Raw genomic sequence first — 18,079 nt, 5'->3', positions numbered from 1 at the left:
ACTCATGCGGATTCTCGTCTCCGGCGCCAGCATCGCGGGTCCGGTGCTCGCCTATTGGCTCACTCGCTACGGCTTCGACGTCACGGTCGTCGAACGCGCTCCGGCGCTGCGCAAGACCGGCGGCCACGCCGTCGACCTGTTCCGACCCGCCATGGACATCACCGAAAAGATGGGCGTGCTGCCCCGCGTCGAAGCCCTCAAGACCGGCACCACGCGCATGACGCTGCACCGGGAAGGCGCGCGCCGCCCGCTGCGGGTGGACCTGACGAAGATCTACCGCGCGACCTCCGACCGGCACGCCGAGATCATGCGCGACGACCTCAGCGAGATCTACTACGACGCCGGCCGCGACGACGCCGAGTACCTCTTCGGCGACTCGATCACCGCCCTCTCCCCCGACGGCGACGTCACCTTCGAGCACGCCGCACCCCGCAGGTTCGACGTCGTCGTCGGCGCCGACGGGCTGCACTCGAACGTCCGCCGCCTCGTCTTCGGCGAAGAAGCCGGCCTGACGAAGTTCATCGGCGCCTACCTGGCCGTGCTCTCCCTGCCGGACATCGACGGCCTGCGCGACGGCGAGACCGTGCTGCACCTCGGCCCCGGGCGCACCGCCGGCGTCTACAGCGCCCGGCACCTCGACGAGGCCCGCGCGGTGTTCCTGTTCCGCCGCGACGAGCAGCTCGACTACCACCACCACGACGTCGCGCGGCAGCAGGAGCTGCTGCGCGAGGCCTACGCCGGGATGCACCCCCAGGTCGACGGCTGGCTCGCCGAACTGAGCGGCCCCGGGCCGTTCTACTTCGACTCGATCACGCAGCTCGGGCTCGACACGTGGTCACGCGGACGCGTCACGCTCGTCGGCGACGCCGGCTACTGCCCCGGTCCCGCCGTCGGCGGCAGCACCAGCCTCGCCGTGCTCGGCGCCTACGTCCTGGCCGGCGAGCTGGCCGCGGCGGGCGGCGACCACGAACGCGCCTTCGCCGCCTACGAAAGGGAAATGGGCGAGCTGGTGCGGAAGAGCCGCGCGTTCGCCGTCGGCGCCGCCCGGAGCCTGATCCCCGGCTCCCGCGCCGGGGTGTGGGCGCTCGCGCGCGGCGGCCAGCTGGTCTCCGCGCTGCCGGCCGGCATCACGACGGCGCTGGCGAAGCTCAACACCGGCGGCGTGCGCATGCACGACTCGATGCGGGTCAAGGACTACGCCGCGACCGCGGTGGCCTGAAGTCAGCGGTGCCGCTCGGCCGCACCCTGGACCCGCGCCCGGTACGTGTCCCACCAGGCGGTGTCGCCGATGTCCTCCCGGTCGGCGCCGCCGCGGCCGTCGATCAGCTCACGCACGATGTCCGCGTGCCCCGCGTGGTGCGCGGTTTCGGCGGTGACCCGCACGAGCAGCGAGCCGAACGTCGTCGCGCGGCGCTCCTGCGGCCACCACGGCACCGACGCCGGCGCGTCCAGCGGCAGCCGGTCGATCGACTCGTCCGTGTGCCGCCACGCGGTCCGGTACAGCTCGACCAGCTCCTCGCGGGACTGTTCCGCGGTGGCCCACATGTCGGCGCTGTCCCAGATCGAGCCGTCCTCGACCCACGGCAGGCGGACCGGGGCCGGGCGGCCGACGCAGTCGCCCAGGTAGCCGAGCTCCCCGCCGGCCAGGTGCTTGACCAGGCCCAGCAGGTTGGTGGCCGTCGGCGTCATCGGACGGCGGATGTCGTACTCGCTCAACCCGGACAACGACGCGAGCACGCTCTCGCGCTCCTCCTGGAGGTACCGGTGCAGATCGGCGGCAATGGCGTCCATGGCCCGCACGCCAGCGCCGGGCACCGACAGAAACCGGGCGGGCGCGCGAGGAGGCAGCCTCGCGCGCCCGCACCCCCAGTGGCCCGGCGGTCACCCCGCCGTAGCGGACAGGAGACAAGGGGGATCACCCTGGATACGGCGTGATCCAACGAAAATCCCTGGCCGAACGCGGGTTCACCGCGTGAAGAAGCCCCAGAAGAAGCCCCCGCGGAGGCCTCAGCCGAGAAGCAGTCCCGGATCGAGTTCGGGCGGGCCCGCGGGCCACCACTCGCCGCCTTCGCGCCGGTACGGGTGCCACCGGCCCCGGCGGTCCAGCCGCACCTGCACCTCCCCGGCCGTGCACCGGTTGCGGTCGAACACCGGCTCGTCGTCGGTGACGTCGGCGAGCGCGGACCGCGCGGCGGCCAGCGCCGCTTTCGGCGGTGTCCACGGCGCGTCCAGCACCTCGAGGCCCGCGCGCCCGCCGTGCGTCCACGCCGCGACGGCCCGTTCGAACCCGGGTCCTTCGCCCAGCCGCGAAGCCACCGTGGGAAACGCGGAAGCCAGCCGGATCGTGTCCTGCCGCTGTCCCGGCCATGGCTCGCCCACCAGCAGCGCCCGGGCCTGAGCCGACGCGTTCGCGGCCAGCAGCGCGAACGCCTCCGCGGGCATGCCGGGCGCGGACGGGATCGACGGTGCGCCCGACGGCCGGAACCCGGCCAGGTCCGGCAGCTCTCCGGGCGTCCGGTCCTCGACGACCAGGTCCTCGCGCGGCGCCGTGCGGCTCTCCAGCTCGTCGCGGATCTCCCGTTCGCCCTTGCCGCGCATCAGCAGCAGCACGAACGGGTCGGCGTCCAGCAGCCACGACGCCTGGAACGACAACGCCGCCGCGTGCCGGCACGGCAGCTCCCAGCCCGCGCAGTCGCACTCCGGGTCCAGGTCGCCGATCCCCGGCAGCAGGTGGACGCCGGCGTCGTCGGCCGCGGCCACCAGGTCGGGCGGCATGTCCCGGTCCAGCAGGGCCGCCAGGTGTCCCGCGCGTGCGGCGACCCGGTCGAGGAACCGCGTCCAGTCCACTTCGGACAGTTCGGCCAGCCGCAGCTCGGTGCGGAACGGGCCACCGTCGACGTCACTGTCGTCGTCCACCGTCGCCGCGATCCGGCCCGGGCTCACCGTGATCGGCCCGACCAGCCCGGCCGCGGCGTACCGGCGGCCCGCCTTGAGCTGACGCAGGTCCAGCGCGGTGTCCTCCATCGCGCTCAGCCACGCCCGGCCCCACCACGACTTCGCGAAGCGCCCCCGCGCCCCGGCGGCCCCGAACGCGGGGAAACCGCGCACCAGGTCCTCGCTCATCCGCGGCTCCTCAGCTCGACGAGCTCCGCGAGCTCGGTGTCGGTCAGTTCCGTCAACGCCGCCTCGCCGCCGGCCAGCACCGCGTCGGCCAGCGCCCGCTTCTCCCGCAGCATCGCCGCGATCCGGTCCTCGACCGTTCCCTCGGCGACGAGCCGGTGCACCTGCACCGGCCGGGTCTGCCCGATCCGGTACGCCCGGTCGGTCGCCTGGTCCTCCACCGCCGGGTTCCACCAGCGGTCGAAGTGCACGACGTGGTCGGCGCGCGTGAGGTTCAGCCCGGTGCCCGCCGCCTTGAGCGACAACAGGAACACCGGCACCTCACCGGCCTGGAACCGCTCGACGAGCTCTTCGCGCCGCGCGACCGGGGTACCGCCGTGCAGCAGCAGCGTGCCGATCCCGCGGGCGGCCAGGTGCTGCTCCAGCAGCCGGGCCATGGCGACGTACTGGGTGAACACCAGCACCGCGCCGTCTTCGGCGAGGATGGTGTCGAGCAGTTCGTCGAGCAGTTCCAGCTTGCCGGAGCGGCCGCCGGGTGCCTTGAGGTACTGCGCCGGATGGTTGCAGATCTGCTTGAGCGCGGTCAGCAGCTTGACGATCCGCCCGCGCCGCGCCATCCCGTCGCTCGCGGCGATGCCGGCCATCATCTCCCGCACGACCGCCTCGTACAGCGCCGCCTGCTCCGGGCTCAGCGCCACCGGCCGGTCGGTCTCGGTCTTCGCCGGCAGCTCCGGCGCGATCCCCGGGTCGGACTTGCGGCGCCGCAACAGGAACGGCCGCATCAACCGCGAAAGCCGTTCGGCCGCGGCGGCGTCCCCGGCCTCGATTGGCTTCGCCCAGCGCGTCCGGAACTCGCCGAGCGAACCCAGCAGGCCCGGCGCCGACCAGTCGAGGATCGCCCACAGCTCCGAGAGCGTGTTCTCCACCGGCGTGCCGGTCAGCGCGACCCGCGCGGCCGCGGGCACCAGCCGCAGCGCCTTCGCCGTGCCCGACCGGTGGTTCTTGACGTGCTGGGCCTCGTCGGCGACCAGCAGACCCCACCGGATCCCGGCCAGGGGCGCGGGATCGGCACGCAGCGTGCCGTAGGTGGTGAGCACGAATCCGTCGAGGTCCTCGAGCGAGCGCGCGCCGCCGTGGAAACGCCGCACCGGCACGCCCGGGGCGAACCGGCGGATCTCGCGTTCCCAGTTGCCCAGCAGCGACGCCGGGCAGACCACGAGAGTCGCCCCCGAAGCGCGGTGCAGGTGCAGCGCGATCAGCGTGACCGTCTTGCCGAGGCCCATGTCGTCGGCGAGACAGCCGCCGAGGCCCAGGCCGGTCACCGTGGCCAGCCACTGCAGGCCGCGCAGCTGATAGTCCCGCAGCGTCGCGGCCAGCCCGGCCGGCGGTGCCTGCGGTTCCGGCGGTGCGGACAGGCGTTCCTGCAGCCGCGCGAGCCAGCCTTCGGTGACGACCTCGACCGGCTCGCCGTCGACCTCGGTGGTCCCGGTCAGCACCGCGCCCAGCGCGTCGACCGGGGTGAGCGGCTTGAGTGTCCGCTCGCGTGCCTTCGCCGCCAGCGCCGGGTCGACCAGCACCCAGCGGTCGCGCAGCCGCACCACCGGGCGGCGGGCCTCGGCGAGCGCGTCCAGCTCCGCCTCGCTCAGCACCTCGCCGCCCAGGGCGAGCTGCCAGTCGAACTCCAGCGCCCGGCCGCCGCCGAAGAACGACGGCAGGTCATCCGGCGCGTCCCCGGCATTCACCACGGCCCGCGCGGTCAGCGACCCCGCCAGCTCCGCCGGCCAGTGCACGTCGATGCCCACCGCCGCCAGCCGCGGGGCCGCGGACGCGACCAGCTCGGTCACGTCGTCTTCGCCCAAGACCAGGTCGTCCGGCACCGCCGAGGTGAGCAACGGGCTCAGCGCGGGCCACACCTGCGCGCCGCGCCGCAGCGCCAGCACGACGTCGATGCGCGCCCGCGGCCCGAACCGCCCGGTCTCCCACAGCTGCGCCGCGTCGGCGACCTGACCCGGGTCGGCGAGGCTGTGCACCTGGACGACGGCGTGGAAGCGGCCGGTGTCGAAGCCGCCGGGCGCTTCGATCCGCAGGGACACCCGGATGCCCGAGTCGAGGCCGGCGGCCAGTTCGCCGGCCCAGTCCCGCACGGACTCCGCGCGCTGCGGCGCGACGGCGGCGAACAACCGCGTCCCGGTTGCCTTCGCCGCGGCGGGCGTGCGGGGCAGTGTGTCGGCGACGGCGTCGAGGAACGCCCGCAGCAGCGGGCCCGGTGCCCGCTCGTCGACCGGCATCGCGGCCGCGAGATCCCGCAGCCACGCGGCTTCCGCCGGCTCGAGGGGTCCGACGCGCCAGGCGTCGTGGCCGGCCTCGGTGACGCCCGGCAGCAGCCGTCCCGCCGCGACCAGGCGCAGCGCGGCCTGCGCCGCGGTCGCCCAGAACCCGTCGGTGCCGCCCAGCAGCTCCGGCAATCCATCCACAATGGACAGCACCCGGCCGTCGATGACCAGACGTCCCGCTCGCGGCGGTTCGCCCGGCCGAAAGTCGATCTTCAGTTCCCCAGCCTCCTGTATCGACGCACGGACAGCGGCACGAACACCGCGAGCAGCACCAGCGGCCACCCCACCGCCATCAGCACGGAGTGCGTGCTCACCCAGGACGTCCCGGCCGCGCCCGGGTTGCCGAACAGCACCCGCGCCGCCGTCACCGTGGAGGACAACGGGTTCCACTCCGCCGCGGTTCCCAGCCACGCCGGCATCGTCGCGGTCGCCACGAACGCGCTGGAGAGGAACCCGAACGGGAATTCGAGGGTCTGCGCGAGCGTCACCATCGCCGGGTCGGTCGTCAGCAGGCCCAGGTAGATCCCGGCCCACACCAGCGCCGTGCGCAGCAGGAGCAGCAACGCGAACGCCGCCACGGTCTCGGCCAGGCTGCCGTGGGGCCGCCAGCCGACGGCGAACCCGCAGCCGATCAGCACCGCCAGGGCGAGGGCCGCGTTCACCAGGTCCGCCGCCACCCGGCCGGTCAGCACCGCCGACGGCGCCATCGGCAGCGACCGGAACCGGTCGGTGACGCCCTTCGCGGCGTCGTCCAGCACCGCGATCATCGTCCCCGACAGCCCGAACGCCATCGTCATCGCGAACATCCCCGGCATCAGGAACTCGCGGTAGGACCCGCCGCCGGGCACGGTCATCCCGCCGCCGAGCAGGTAGGCGAAGATCAGCACCATCAGGATCGGGAACGCCACGACGGTGGCCAGCCGGGCCGGCCGCCGGGCCAGGTGGGCGAGGTACCGCTGCGTGAGCGTCCACCCGTCTTCGACCGCCCACCTCATCGCGACACCTTCCCCGTCAGCTCCAGGAACACTTCGTCGAGCGTCGGATGCCGCAGCGCGACGTCGGCGAACGCCAGCTCGGTCGCGGCCAGCTCGCGGACGACGTCGGTCAGCATCGACGGCTCGGCCGGTGCGCTCACCCGCAGCTCCTCGGTGACCGGCTCGCCGCCGGTGACCCGGGCCAGCAGCGCCGCCGCCGCGCCGGCGGCGTCCGGGTCGGTCAGCACCAGCTCGATCCGGGTCGCCCCGAGCGAGCCCTTCAGCTCGGCCGGCGTGCCCTCGGCGATCACGCGCCCGTGTTCCACCAGCGAGATGCGGTCGGCCAGCCGGTCGGCTTCCTCCAGGTACTGGGTCGTGAGCAGGACGGTCGTGCCGTCGGCGACCAGGGACCGCACCGCCCGCCAGACCTCGACGCGGCTGCGCGGGTCCAGCCCGGTCGTCGGCTCGTCGAGGAACAGCACCCGCGGGGTGGCCAGCAGCGACGCGGCCAGGTCCAGCCGCCGCCGCATGCCACCGGAGTAGGCCGAGACCGGCTTCGCCCCGGTGCCGGCGAGGCCGAACCTCTCCAGGAGGTCGTCGGCGCGGCGGGTGGCCTCGCGCCGGCCCAGGTGGTGCAGCCGGCCGAACAGCACCAGGTTCTGGCGTCCGGACAGCAGCTCGTCGACGGCGGCCTGCTGACCGACCACCCCGATCGAGGACCGCACTTTCGCTGATTCAGTGGCGACGTCGAAGCCGGCGACGCGCGCGGTGCCGCCGTCGTGACGCAGGAGCGTGGACAGCACGCGGACGGCCGTGGTCTTGCCGGCGCCGTTGGGTCCGAGCAGGCCGTGCAGCGAGCCCGCCGGGACCGAGAGAGCGAAGCCGTCAAGGGCGTACGCGTCGCCGTAGCGCTTGCGAAGTCCCTCGGCGTGGATCTGCGGAGTCATCCTCCCCCTTAACTCTGTACATTGTACGAAGAAGAGGTTAGCACAACTCTGTACGGCGTACGAAAATCAGGTGGGCAGAATGACCGGCGTGAGCACGGAGGAGAACGGCGGCGACCCGCGACGGGCGATCGAGCTGCTCTGGGGCGTCCCGGGGGCCCCGCGGCGCGGCCCGAAACCGAAGCTGACCACGGCCGACGTCGTCCGCTCGGCGGTCGCGCTGGCCGACGCCGACACCATCGACGCCGTCACCATCCGCCGCGTCGCCGAGCAGCTCGGGGTCTCCCCCATGTCGCTCTACACCTACGTGCCGGGCCGGGCCGAGCTGCTGGACCTGATGATCGACCACGTCCACGGCGAGCTGCCGGTCCCCGACCCGGACCTCGGCTGGCGCGCGGCGCTGACGGCGATCGCCGACGACCTGTGGGCGCTCTTCCACCGCCACCCCTGGCTGCTGCAGGTCACCACCAGCCGGTCGACGCTGGGCCCGCACAGCTTCGCCAAGTACGAACACGAGCTGCGCGCGGTCGACGGCATCGGGCTCGACGACGTCGAGATGGACGCCGCCGTCACCCTGGTCACCGGCCTGGTCCGCACCACCGCGCGCAGCTCCCTCGACGCCGCCCGGCTGGTCCGCACCAGCGGCATGACCGACGCCCAGTGGTGGGAGCGCGCCGCGCCGGTGCTGGCCGGCATCCCGGCCGCCGACGCGGCGCACTACCCCCTGGCCTCCCGCGTCGGCCAGGCCGCGGGCGAAGCCCACAACGCCGCCGAAGACCCGGCCTACACCTTCCGCTTCGGCCTCGCCCGCATCCTGGACGGCATCGAGGCGCTGGTGTCAGAGCGTCAGCGGTAGCTTCGCGGGGCGCCAGGTCCCGCCGTCGGGCGCTCGCGGCACGTCGTCGACGGCCAGCGCGAGATCCGGGAAGCGGGAAAACAGCGCCGAAAGCGCCACCTCCGTCTCCACCCGGGCGATCGACGCGCCCAGGCAGAAGTGCGGGCCGTGGGAGAACCCCAGCTGCGCCGGCCCATCGCGGGTGACGTCGAGCCGGTCCGGATCGGCGAACGCGCGCGGGTCGCGGTCGGCGGCCACCATCGCGGCCGTCACGCGCTCGCCCGCACGGATCAGCTGCCCGTCGATCTCGACGTCTTCCCGCGCGAACCGCGGCGTCGTCAGCAGCTGCGGGCTGCAGAAGCGCATCAGCTCCTCGACCGCGCCCGGCCACAACGCCGGGTCCGCGCGCAGGGCCGCGAGCTGGTCCGGGTGCCGTAGCAGGGCTTCGACGGCGTTCGCGATCAAGTTCACCGGCGTCTGACCGGCCAGCACGAGGTGCCAGACCAGCGTGACCAGCTCGGTGTCGGTGAGCCGGTCGTCGTCCTCGGCGCGTACGAGGTCGCCGATGAGGTCGTCGCCCGGTTCGGCCCGGCTGCGCGCGACCGCGTCCCGCGCGCCCGCGATGATCTCCGGGATCGCGGCGGCGAAGTCCGCGCCCATGCCACTGGCGACCGCGGCGCCGTACTCCCGCCAGCGCGGCCGGTCGATGTCCGGGATGCCGGCCAGCTCGCAGATGACGTCCATCGGCAGCGGCCGCGCGAAGTGCGGGATCAGGTCGACGACGCCGTCTTCGGCGTGGGCGGGCAGCTCGTCGAGCAGCCGTTCGGTGAGGACCGCCAGCCGCGGGCGCAGCTGGGCGGCGCGCTTCGGGGTGAACGCCGGTGCCACGAGCCGGCGCAGCCGCAGGTGCTCGGGCCCGTCCTGCTCGGCCATCGTCCGCAGGTACTCGAGACAGTGCTCGGGGATGCCGGGCGGGCGCATGAAGCTCTCGGCCCGGACCTCGAAGCGCGGGTCGGCCAGCATCGCGCGCGCCTGGGTGTAGCGGGTCAGCGCCCAGAACGGGCCGAAGCCGGGGATGACGAGCTTGGCCAGCGCACTCGTCTCCCGTGCCTGGTCGTAGGCGGTGAACGGGTCAGTCAGGACCTTGAAGTCGGTCAGGTCGATCTCGGGGGTCATCCGCCACTCCACATGTTCAGATCAGATGTTCTAATCATCTCAGTGGTCACGGTATCTTGACTCCCGACGCCGCGGCAAGGAGGACGATGGTCAGGCTCAGCAGGACCGAGACCCAGGAACGCAACCGCGCGAAGGTCCTCTCCGCCGCCCGCGACGAGTTCGCCGGACGCGGCTTCCGCGAGGCGAAGATCGACGTCATCGCCGAACGCGCCGAGCTCACCCGCGGCGCGGTCTACTCCAACTTCCCCGGCAAACGGGCCCTGTACTTCGCGGTACTGGCCGACCTCGCCGAACGCGCGCCCCGCTACGCCACCCCGCCGCCGGATCCGAGTGCGGCCGACGTCCTGGCCGCGTTCGCCCGCGCCTGGGTCGCCCGCCTGCCCCTGGCCACCGACAGCGACAGCGGCGACGCCCGCCTCGGCCGCGACCTGCTGCCCGAGATCCTTGCCGACGAGCACACGCGCCGGCCGTTCGCACAGCTCATGCGCGTCGACGCCATCCTGCTCGGGCTCGCCCTGGAACGGACGCGCCCGGGACAGCGCCTGGTCCGCGTCGCCGAAGCCGCCCTCACCACGCTGCACGGCGCGAGCCAGCTCGCCGCCGCCGCACCCGGCTTCGGCGAGCCCTTCCACATCGTCGCCGCCTGCACCGCGCTGCTCGACCTGGACCTCGACGACGACTGGCCGGCGGTCCCGCCGATCACGAGCCAGCCCCGGCCCGCCGACGAGCCGTGGACCCCGCCGACGGTCACCGACCTGCTCACCGGCGAACCGTTCCGGCCCGGCGACGGCGTCGTCACCATCCTCGGCCTGCACCGCGCCGCGGCCTTCGAAGAGGCCGTCCGCACCGGCGCCGACGTCACCGCCGTGCTCGTCACCAGCGACCCCGGCGAACTCGCCCCGCTGGCCCGGCTCGCCGTCGCCGACCTGCGCGGCTGCCTCGACCAGGCGATCAAGCCCCCGCAGCGGCCCCGCCTGCGGCTCGTCTGCGACACCACCGGCGAGCTCGCCGCGGCTGCCGGCGTCACCGCGGTCAGCGACGCCACCGAGACGGCCGTCCGCGTCGAAGGCGGCCGCGTCGTCGTGCGCGCCGAGGGATTCGGCGCCTGTCACGCGGCGGCGGTCGGTCCCGGGCCCGGCCGTTCGTCGGGTGGGTGACCCGGCGGGAGGAGCAGCGGTGGACGTCGAGAGCGCGGTCGCGGAGGCGTTCCGCGAGGAGTGGGGCCAGGTCGTGGCCACGCTCATCCGGATCACCGGCGACTGGGACCTCGCCGAGGAGTGCGCCCAGGAGGCCTTCGCCCTCGCCCTGCGCACGTGGCCCCGCGACGGTGTCCCGAAGCGGCCCGGCGCCTGGCTGACCACCGCCGCCCGCAACCGTGCCACCGACCGGCTCCGCCGCGAGACCGCCGGCGCCGCCAAGCTCCGGGAGGCCGCCCAGATGCACGTCCGCGAAGAACCCGACAGCGACGACAGCGGCGTCACCGACGACCGGCTGCGGCTCATCTTCACCTGCTGCCACCCGGCACTGGCCACCGAAGCCCAGGTCGCGCTCGCGCTGCGCACCCTGGCGGGGCTGTCCACCGCCGAGATCGCCCGCGCCTTCCTCGTCCCGGAAGCGACGATGTCCCAGCGGCTGGTGCGGGTGAAGCGCAAGATCCGCCACGCCGGCATCCCCTACCGCGTCCCGCCCGCGCACCTGCTGCCCGAACGCACCGCCGCCGTCCTCGGCGTGCTGTACCTGACGTTCAACGAGGGCTACTCCGCCAGCGCCGGGCCCGACCTGCTGCGCCCCGACCTCGCCGCCGAAGCCGTCCGGCTCGCCCGCGTCCTGGCGCAGCTCATGCCCGACGAGCCCGAGGTCCTCGGGCTGCTCGCGTTGCTGCTCCTGCAGCACGCCCGCCGCGCCACCCGAGCGGGCGCCGACGGCGAGCTCGTCCCGCTCGAGGAACAGGACCGCACCCGCTGGGACGCGGGCGAAATCGCCGAAGGCACCCGGATCCTGGAGACCGCGCTGCGCCGGCGACGACCGGGGCCGTACCAGATCCAGGCCGCCATCGCCGCCTGCCACGCCACGGCCGCCCGGCCCGCCGACACCGACTGGGCGCAGATCGCCGGCCTCTACGGCGAACTGCGCAAGCACGTCCCCAGCGCCGTCGTCGAGCTGAACCGGGCCGTCGCCGTGGGCATGGCCGACGGCCCCCTCGCCGGGCTCGCGCTGCTCGACGACCTGACCATGGACGGCTACCACCTGCTGCCCGCCACCCGCGCCGACTTCCTCCGCCGCCTCGGTCGCCACGCCGAAGCCGCCGAGTGGTGCGCGACCGCCCGCGATCTCGCGCCCACCGACGCCGAGCGCGCCTACCTCACGCGAAGAATCTCCGAAGCGGTGTCGGTCCCGGCCGATCCCGTTCGTCGGTCGGGCGAACCCCGACCACCGGAGGAAAGCCCATGACCACCCTCGCCGTCCCCGGCGCCACCCTCACCTACGACGTCACCGGCCGCGGCCCGGTGCTGCTGCTGGTCCCCGGCGGCCCCGCCGACGCCGCCGTGTTCACCCACATTCGGCCGGTGCTGGCCGAGGACCACACTGTCGTCACGTTCGACCCGCGCGGCCTCGGCCGCAGCCCCCTCGACGGGGAGCCGGGGGACGACGTCATCCGCGAGCACGCCGACGACGTGCACCGGCTGCTCGCCGAAGTCGGCCCCGCGGACGTGTTCGCCAGCAGCGGCGGCGCCATCACCATGCTCGACCACGTCGTGCGCCACCCCGGTGACGTCCGCACGGTCGTGCTGCACGAACCGCCGGTCAGCCGTTACCTGCCCGCCGCGGCCCTCGACGGCCCCGACATCCCGGCGCTGTTCCGCGAGAACGGCCTCGACGCCGCCTTCCCCGCGTTCATGGCCCTCGTGGGCGTCGACCCCGCGCCACCACTCGACCCGCGCGGCGAAGGCAATTTCACCTACTTCTTCCGGCACCTGATGGCCGCCACCGGCGCCTACGAACCCGATCTCGGCGCCCTCCGGGCGACGTCCGCGCGACTGGTCGTCGCCGTCGGCGAGAAGTCCGGCGGGACGACGGCCCACGAAACCGGCCTCGGGCTCGCCGCCGACCTCGGCCTCACGGCCGCGGAGTTCCCCGGTGACCACGGCGGGTTCGCCACCGAGCCGGAAGCTTTCGCCGCGCGCCTGCGCGAAGTACTGGAAGGACGCTGAATGCGGTACCTGCTGATGATCGCCGGCGACGAAACCGCCGAGTCCCACCAGTACGACGGGTGCGACGGCTGGGGCGAGGACCTGGCCCGCCGCGGCAAGATCCACGGCGGAGGCGGCCTGCGCCCACCGTCGGAAGCCACCACGATCCGCGTCCGCGACGGGGAAGTGCTGCTCACCGACGGCCCGTTCACCGAGGCCAAGGAACAGATCGGCGGCTACGTCGTCCTCGAAGCCGACGACCTCGACGAAGCCCTCGAGATCGCGGCCAAGCACCCCGCCGCGACCTACGGCAGTATCGAGGTCCGCCCGATCTTCGTCCCGGAGGAACCCTGATGCCGTCCATAGTGGACCGACCGGCCCAGCGCTACGTCGCCGAGCGCGCCACCGTCGGGATCGAGGAGTTCCCGCGCATCGCCGACCGGCTGCCGCCGCTCATCGGCACCCTCGCCGGCCACGGGATCGTCCCGGCCGGAGCGCCGTTCTTCCGCTACCGCGTGCTGCACCCCGGCCCGCGGTTCACCGTCGAGGCCGGCGTCCCGGTCGACGGCGAGTTCGCCCCCGCCGCACCCGCGTTCCTCGGCGACGTCCCGGCCGGGAAATACGTCCTCGACACCTACGTCGGCGCCCCCGACGGCCTGGCCGCCGCCACCGCGGAGGTCCTGGCCTGGGGCGCCGACGAGGGCCTCACCTGGGACGTGACCGAGAGCGCGGACGGCGAAGAGTGGGGTGGCCGCCTGGAAGTCCTGCGCACCAACCCCCTGGAGGTGCCCGACCCGAGCCAGTGGGTCACCGACCTGCTCTTCCGCCTCGCGGACTGACTCAGTTCCTGGTGAGCACGGCGGCCACCAGGCAGCCGAACCCCGCCGTGCTCGCCACCGCGCGCAGCACGTTCCAGCGCACCCACGCCGCTTCGAAGTGCGCGCGCACCACCGCGAAGTCGTCCCCGCCGGACTCCAGCGCGTTGTTGAGCGGGATGTTCAGCGCCCCGGTGATCACCAGCACCGCCACCAGGCACGCGAACCCGGCGATCACCCACGGCCGCGGCCCGGGGTTCAGGAAGATCGCCACCCCCGCCAAGAGCGGCGCGCCCAGGAACGTCAGCATGAAGACCGGGTTGACGATCGCGACGTTGATCCCGCGCATCGCCTCGACGAACGTCTTGTCGTCGCCCCGCGCCAGACCCGGCATCACCGAGCACGCGTAGGCGTAGAACAACCCGGCGAGCAATCCGGCCGCGACGAGCGCGGCCACCAGCACCACAGTGGACATCGGTCTCTCCTTCCCCTTCACCGGGCCCAGACCCCGGTCGCCGCCGCGTCCCGCGCGAAGTCCCGGAAATCCGTCGCCGGTCGCCCCAGCACTCGCTCGACGTCGTGCGTCACCGACTCGTTGCGGCCGTCGAGCACTCGCGCGAACAGCTCGGTCAGCGCCCCGGCCTCTTCTTCCGGCACGCCGTACTCGACGGCCGCGGCGGCGTACTCCTGCGCGGAAACCGGAACATAGCGGACATCCCGCCCGGACGCGGCCGCAATATCGGCGGCCGCGTCGGCGAAGCTCAGCAGCCGCGGCCCGGTCAGCTCGTACAGCCGTCCCGTGTGGCCCGGCTCGGTCAGCACCTTCACCGCGACGTCGGCGATGTCGCGGACGTCGACGAACGGCTCGGTGACCGTGCCCGCCGGCAGCGCGATCTCCCCGCCGCGCACGGCGTCGAGCAGGAAGTGCTCGCTGAAGTTCTGCGCGAACCAGCTGCACCGCAGGACCGTCCAGCCGGTGCCCGCGCCGGCGACGATCCGTTCGCACGCCTCGGCTTCCTCCTCGCCGCGACCGGAAAGCAGCACCAGGTGCCCGACGCCCTGCGCCACGGCCAGTTCGGCGAACGCGCGGATGTCGGCGGCCGCCTCGGGCACCACCAGATCGGGGTAGTAGGTCAGGTAGACGGCGTCGACGCCCTTCAGCGCTGGTGCCCAGGTCTCACGGTCGGTCCAGTCGAACGGCGGCGCCCCGCGCCGCGACGTGATCCGCACCGGCAGGCCGCGCTCCCGCAGCCGGTCCGCCACGCGGCGCCCGGTCTTGCCGGTGCCGCCCACCACCAGGAAGTTCGTTGTCATGGCCCTGAGTCAACCGGCTGCCGGTGAGACTCTCCATAGTTCACAGCCTCGATGGCATGTTCCAGCGTCTACACTTCGGGCATGGACCCGCTCGCCGCGCTCCTCGACGGCCCCCGCGCCCACGGCGCGTTCCTGCTGCGCTCGGTGCTGACACCGCCGTGGTCGCTGCGGATCGCGGACCAAGCACCGTTGACCGTCGTGTCGGTCGTGCGCGGCGAAGCGTGGATCGTCCCGGACGACGGCGAGAGCGTCCTGCTGGGCGAAGGCGATGTCGCGATCGCCCGCGGTCCCGACCCGTACCTGGTCGCCGACCACCCCGCGACGCCGCCGCAGGCGCTGATCCTGCCCGGCCAGGAGTGCCGCACCCCCGACGGCGGGCACCTCACCGCGTACGCCGACCTCGGCGTCCGCACCTGGGGCACCGGCGGCCCGGTCGTGCTGCTCACCGGCACCTACGGCATGGAAGGCGAGATCAGCAAGAAGCTCCTGGCCGCGCTGCCGACGCTGATCGTGCTGCGGGCGGCCGACTGGCCGACCCCGCTGGTCGGGCTGCTCGCCGGGGAGATCGGCCGGGACGTGCCCGGGCAGGAGGCCGTCCTCGACCGGCTGCTCGACCTGCTGCTGATCGCCGCGCTGCGCGCGTGGTTCGACCGGCCCGACACCGACGCGCCCGCCTGGTACCGCGCCCACGACGACCCGGTCGTCGGACAGGCGTTGCGGCTGCTGCAGCACCAGCCAGGCGAGCCGTGGACCGTCGCCAAGCTCGCCGCCGACACCGGCGTCTCCCGCGCCGCGCTGGCCCGGCGCTTCGCCACGACGGTCGGCGAGACACCGATGGCCTACCTCGCCGGCTGGCGGCTCGCGCTCGCCGCGGACCTGCTGCGCCAGCAACCGGACGCCACCATCGGCGCGGTCGCCCACCAGGTCGGCTACGGCAGCGCGTTCGCCCTCAGCGCGGCCTTCAAACGCGAGTTCGGCGTCAGTCCCCAGCGGTACCGGACGGCGTGAACGGCACGGAACTGTGCTCGTGGACGATCTTCCAGCCGTCCTCGCCCCGGCGGAACCCGACGGTGGCGCGCACCCACATGTCCACGACGGTGTCGTCGGTCATCGTGCCGCGGACCTGGAACAGGTAGTGAGCGAACGCGACCGCGCCGTCGGCGACCACCTCGAGGTCCTCGATCCGCAGGTCGATCGTGGAGCGGTAAGCGCCGAACCACTCCCGCAGCCGGGCGCGTTCGACGTCCTGGCCGGTGTCGCGCAACGGGCCGAGCGCGTCGAACAGCGTGACGTCCTCGGCGTACTGGGCCACCAGCGTCTCGACGTCCTTCGCCGCGACGGCCGCGACCCGGGATTCGACGAGCAGCTCCGGGGTCATTTCAGCTCCTCGCCGAGCCGGTCCAGCCAGTCGCCGGTGCCCTGCTCGCGCCACTCCGGTTTCTCGGCGTCGTCGAGGAGGGTGTCCTGCTCGGTCAGGACCAGGCGGGTGCCGTCGCCGTCGGCGATCAGCTCCACCGTCGTGATCGAGACCGTGGCGAGCGCGTCCCCGCCGCTCAGCGTCGTGGAGTAGACGATCCGCTGGTCCGGCACGATGTCGTGGTAGAGCGAGAGCACCGACAACGGCGTGCCGTCCGGGCCCGCGGCCTCGACCGTCTCCCGGCCGCCGACGCGGAAGTCCAGCTCGTGGGTCCCGCTGGGGACGAACCACCGGGTCTTGGCGTCCGGGTCCGACCACGCGGCGAACACCCGCGCCGGGGGAACGGGGTAGGTGCGTTCGAGCGTGAACGTGGCGTGCTTGACGGTCATGTCGTGCTCCCTTCCGAGGGATCGGGCGGCTCGGCGAGGAAGTCGCCGAGCCGGTCGAGCCTGCTCTCCCACGTGGTGCGCTGCCGGCCCAGCCAGTGCTCGCCGGCGCGCAGCATCTCCGGTTCGATCCGGCAGGTGCGGACGCGGCCGGCCTTCTCCGACCGCACGATCCCGGCGGCCTCGAGGACCTGCAGATGCTGCACGACGGCGGCGAGCGACATGGTCAGCGGCTCGGCGAGCTCGCTGACCGACGCCGGCCCGCGCACGAGTCGCTCCACCAGCGCCCGCCGCGTCCGATCGCCCAGGGCGCGGAACACCAGGTCCAGCTCATGGTCAAGCATGCACTTAAGTATGCGCGGTCGATGCCAATAGTCAAGTAGTTACTTGAGCATTGCTGCGACGTCTTCGGGCAGCTGCGCGTCCGGGATCTCCCGGAGGACGGCAAGTGCCCTGGTCAGCGCACGCTCGGCATTGTCGGCGCGGCCGGCGCTGGTGCGGAGTTCGGCGTTCAGGTTCGTCGTGGTCTCGTGCATGGACCGGACGGTCTGCTCGTGCGCCGCCTGCACCTCGGCGAGCCGCCGGTCGAAGGCCGCGCGCCGATCCTCGGCGTCTTTGTGGGCCTGGTCCAGGGAGGCTTGATGGGCAGTAGCTGCCTTGGTCAGCTCCGCGTGCGCGGCGTCGAGCCGCGCGACAGCGGCGTCGGCACGGGATTCGGCCGCGTCGAGCCGCCGGACCGCGGCCCCGGCCCGGGCCTCCGCGTCCCGGCCGCGGTCGCGTTCCGCGCCGAGGGTTTCCCGGGTGGCGGCGAGTTCGGCGGTCAGGGTGGCGATCACCGCGGCGCGCTCGCCGGCCAGGGTCGCGGTGGCGTCGGCCCGCTCAGCGACCCGGCCGAGCTCGTCCCGCACTGCCGCCAGCTGCCCTTCGACGCGCTGCTGCTCCTGCTGCGCGGCCCGCCGGGCGACGCGTTCCTCGTCCCGCTCCTGGACGGCGGCGGCTTTCTCCTGCACGGCGTCGGCCGCGGTCCTCGAGGCCGCGTCGGCGACATCCCTCGCTTGGGCGGCTTCGGCTTCGGCGAGCCCCCGCTGCCGGCGGTGGTCGTCGGCCTCGACCAAGGCGGCGTCCCGTTCGGCGAGCGCGGTGGCCGTGGTGGCTTCCAGCTGATGACGCAGGGTCGTAAGCGTCTCGACGAGCCCCCGCGCCGGTTCGAGCACCCGGTCGACCTGCCCGGCGAGCGCGGTGACGGCAGTGTCGTCCAGTTCGGTGTCGCTCTCCCGCAGCGACTCGGCGTCCGACAGGACGGCCTCGGCGTCGCGGCAGGTGAGGTTCCGCCGCCCCCAGGTCTTCCCGTCCTGGCAGAAGCGAGCCCGGCTCCCCCGCCCCACCGCCGGTGGCAGCGGCGCCCCACAGCGCCGGTACTCGCAAATCCGCGGCTGACCTGCATCTTCCGTCATGATCGAGAGCCTATCAAAGCTTCTGATCAAAACGAGAACTATCTGTTCAAAATCTAAAGATAGAGAGCCAGTGCCCTGGGTTCGGATAAGGTCACATATCCAAACTCAGATGAGCCCAAC

General features: G+C 73.5%; 20 protein-coding genes. 8 read left to right on the top strand and 12 right to left on the bottom strand.

Annotation, left to right across the window (positions count from 1 at the left end; translation table 11 throughout):
* Positions 1-4 precede the first annotated feature (4 nt).
* Positions 5-1,219, top strand: coding sequence for an FAD-dependent monooxygenase (locus tag AA23TX_RS20145; protein WP_155544038.1), 1,215 nt, complete (start codon positions 5-7; stop codon positions 1,217-1,219).
* Between the two features lie 2 nt (positions 1,220-1,221).
* On the opposite strand, the gene AA23TX_RS20140 is transcribed toward AA23TX_RS20145, so the two are convergent.
* The 5 genes from AA23TX_RS20140 to AA23TX_RS20120 all read right to left on the bottom strand — a co-directional run bounded on the left by AA23TX_RS20140 (position 1,222) and on the right by AA23TX_RS20120 (position 7,374).
* A complete protein-coding gene (locus AA23TX_RS20140; RefSeq protein ID WP_155544037.1) occupies positions 1,222-1,791 on the bottom strand; it encodes a DinB family protein in 570 nt (189 codons plus the stop codon).
* A 216-nt stretch (positions 1,792-2,007) separates the two neighbouring features.
* Positions 2,008-3,123: an SWIM zinc finger family protein gene (locus AA23TX_RS20135; RefSeq protein WP_155544036.1), complete on the bottom strand. Its 1,116-nt coding sequence runs from the start codon at positions 3,121-3,123 to the stop codon at positions 2,008-2,010.
* Positions 3,120-5,594, bottom strand: coding sequence for an SCO1167/SCO6262 family helicase (locus tag AA23TX_RS20130; protein WP_196425387.1), 2,475 nt, complete (start codon positions 5,592-5,594; stop codon positions 3,120-3,122). Before AA23TX_RS20130 ends, AA23TX_RS20135 begins: the two co-directional genes overlap by 4 nt.
* Before the next feature lie 71 nt (positions 5,595-5,665).
* Positions 5,666-6,448, bottom strand: coding sequence for an ABC transporter permease (locus tag AA23TX_RS20125; RefSeq protein ID WP_155544035.1), 783 nt, complete (start codon positions 6,446-6,448; stop codon positions 5,666-5,668).
* The gene (locus tag AA23TX_RS20120; protein WP_155544034.1) at positions 6,445-7,374 is read right to left on the bottom strand and encodes an ATP-binding cassette domain-containing protein; all 930 of its coding nucleotides are present in this window, start codon (positions 7,372-7,374) and stop codon (positions 6,445-6,447) included. The genes AA23TX_RS20125 and AA23TX_RS20120 overlap by 4 nt, the downstream gene beginning before the upstream one ends.
* Before the next feature lie 79 nt (positions 7,375-7,453).
* Between AA23TX_RS20120 and AA23TX_RS20115 the strand changes: the two genes are divergently transcribed.
* Positions 7,454-8,227, top strand: coding sequence for a TetR/AcrR family transcriptional regulator (locus AA23TX_RS20115; RefSeq protein ID WP_155544033.1), 774 nt, complete (start codon positions 7,454-7,456; stop codon positions 8,225-8,227).
* On the opposite strand, the gene AA23TX_RS20110 is transcribed toward AA23TX_RS20115, so the two are convergent.
* Positions 8,210-9,382, bottom strand: coding sequence for a cytochrome P450 family protein (locus AA23TX_RS20110; RefSeq protein ID WP_155544032.1), 1,173 nt, complete (start codon positions 9,380-9,382; stop codon positions 8,210-8,212). The two genes, AA23TX_RS20115 and AA23TX_RS20110, sit on opposite strands and share 18 nt — an antisense overlap.
* An 86-nt stretch (positions 9,383-9,468) precedes the next feature.
* Here AA23TX_RS20110 and AA23TX_RS20105 point away from each other — a divergent pair, with 86 nt between their 5' ends.
* The 5 genes from AA23TX_RS20105 to AA23TX_RS20085 are packed head-to-tail and all read left to right on the top strand — an operon-like array spanning position 9,469 to position 13,412.
* Entirely contained in the window at positions 9,469-10,539 is a 1,071-nt protein-coding gene (locus tag AA23TX_RS20105) for a TetR/AcrR family transcriptional regulator (RefSeq protein ID WP_155544031.1), read from the top strand.
* Between the two features lie 19 nt (positions 10,540-10,558).
* Positions 10,559-11,833, top strand: coding sequence for an RNA polymerase sigma factor (locus AA23TX_RS20100; protein WP_155544030.1), 1,275 nt, complete (start codon positions 10,559-10,561; stop codon positions 11,831-11,833).
* A complete protein-coding gene (locus AA23TX_RS20095; protein ID WP_155544029.1) occupies positions 11,830-12,594 on the top strand; it encodes an alpha/beta fold hydrolase in 765 nt (254 codons plus the stop codon). The genes AA23TX_RS20100 and AA23TX_RS20095 overlap by 4 nt, the downstream gene beginning before the upstream one ends.
* The gene (locus AA23TX_RS20090; RefSeq protein ID WP_155544028.1) at positions 12,595-12,927 is read left to right on the top strand and encodes a YciI family protein; all 333 of its coding nucleotides are present in this window, start codon (positions 12,595-12,597) and stop codon (positions 12,925-12,927) included.
* A complete protein-coding gene (locus tag AA23TX_RS20085; RefSeq protein ID WP_155544027.1) occupies positions 12,927-13,412 on the top strand; it encodes a GyrI-like domain-containing protein in 486 nt (161 codons plus the stop codon). The genes AA23TX_RS20090 and AA23TX_RS20085 overlap by 1 nt, the downstream gene beginning before the upstream one ends.
* 1 nt (position 13,413) lies before the next feature.
* On the opposite strand, the gene AA23TX_RS20080 is transcribed toward AA23TX_RS20085, so the two are convergent.
* Both AA23TX_RS20080 and AA23TX_RS20075 read right to left on the bottom strand, forming a co-directional pair.
* Positions 13,414-13,863 carry an anthrone oxygenase family protein gene (locus AA23TX_RS20080; protein ID WP_155544026.1) on the bottom strand — a complete coding sequence of 150 codons (450 nt, stop codon included), beginning with the start codon at positions 13,861-13,863 and terminating at the stop codon, positions 13,414-13,416.
* A gap of 17 nt (positions 13,864-13,880) precedes the next feature.
* Positions 13,881-14,702 carry an NAD(P)H-binding protein gene (locus tag AA23TX_RS20075; RefSeq protein ID WP_155544025.1) on the bottom strand — a complete coding sequence of 274 codons (822 nt, stop codon included), beginning with the start codon at positions 14,700-14,702 and terminating at the stop codon, positions 13,881-13,883.
* An 81-nt stretch (positions 14,703-14,783) separates the two neighbouring features.
* Between AA23TX_RS20075 and AA23TX_RS20070 the strand changes: the two genes are divergently transcribed.
* The gene (locus AA23TX_RS20070) at positions 14,784-15,710 is read left to right on the top strand and encodes an AraC family transcriptional regulator (protein ID WP_155544024.1); all 927 of its coding nucleotides are present in this window, start codon (positions 14,784-14,786) and stop codon (positions 15,708-15,710) included.
* Here the strand turns inward: AA23TX_RS20070 and AA23TX_RS20065 are convergent.
* Genes AA23TX_RS20065 through AA23TX_RS20050 form a run of 4 tightly spaced genes read right to left on the bottom strand, consistent with a single transcriptional unit; the run spans position 15,682 to position 17,959 of the window.
* Complete coding sequence (locus AA23TX_RS20065) at positions 15,682-16,080, bottom strand: YybH family protein (RefSeq protein WP_155544023.1); 399 nt, start codon at positions 16,078-16,080, stop codon at positions 15,682-15,684. The two genes, AA23TX_RS20070 and AA23TX_RS20065, sit on opposite strands and share 29 nt — an antisense overlap.
* Positions 16,077-16,508, bottom strand: coding sequence for an SRPBCC family protein (locus AA23TX_RS20060; RefSeq protein ID WP_155544022.1), 432 nt, complete (start codon positions 16,506-16,508; stop codon positions 16,077-16,079). Before AA23TX_RS20060 ends, AA23TX_RS20065 begins: the two co-directional genes overlap by 4 nt.
* Positions 16,505-16,849, bottom strand: a complete 345-nt coding sequence (locus tag AA23TX_RS20055) for an ArsR/SmtB family transcription factor (protein ID WP_155544021.1) — start codon at positions 16,847-16,849, stop codon at positions 16,505-16,507. The genes AA23TX_RS20060 and AA23TX_RS20055 overlap by 4 nt, the downstream gene beginning before the upstream one ends.
* A gap of 39 nt (positions 16,850-16,888) precedes the next feature.
* On the bottom strand, positions 16,889-17,959 hold the full coding sequence (locus AA23TX_RS20050) for a coiled-coil domain-containing protein (protein WP_230862581.1): 1,071 nt from the start codon (positions 17,957-17,959) through the stop codon (positions 16,889-16,891).
* Between the last annotated feature and the right edge of the window lie 120 nt (positions 17,960-18,079).

Source organism: Amycolatopsis camponoti (genome assembly GCF_902497555.1).
Classification (GTDB): domain Bacteria; phylum Actinomycetota; class Actinomycetes; order Mycobacteriales; family Pseudonocardiaceae; genus Amycolatopsis; species Amycolatopsis camponoti.
The sequence above is the reverse complement of the archived record's forward strand: the minus strand, read 5'-3'. Positions and strand labels throughout refer to the sequence as shown.